Raw genomic sequence first — 370 nt, forward strand, 5'->3', positions numbered from 1 at the left:
CACCACTCAGTCTATCTCTTCCTTACCAAGACCACCAAGCAGCGTATGGCACAGCAGAGCAACTTCTCTTCGCTCTGCCGTGGACACCTGCTGCCCAAGGAAATCACCAACAAGGATGAAGTGATGAAGTTCATGGAAGCAGTGGACCAGTTTGAGCGCATCATCAACGATACCGAGCAGATAAGGATTGTCCGCATGACTGAAGAAGAGTTAGTCGGCACAAATGAAAAGGGCGGTCTGCTTGACAGGTATTTCTCTCTATCTGAAGAAGGGCATGCGTCTTTGGAGGACATCCGTCTGGGTGCTGACCTTGTGCGTGTGGGAGACAATATGCTTTGTCTGCATACACTTTCCGATACGGATGACCTAC

At 50.0% G+C, this 370-nt stretch carries 1 pseudogene; it reads left to right on the forward strand.

Annotated features, from left to right (window positions below):
• Positions 1 to 370, forward strand: a pseudogene (locus HMPREF2983_RS10770) (conjugal transfer protein TraG); the annotation flags it as partial.

This window comes from Prevotella sp. HMSC077E09 (assembly GCF_001814685.1).
Lineage (GTDB): Bacteria > Bacteroidota > Bacteroidia > Bacteroidales > Bacteroidaceae > Prevotella > Prevotella oris.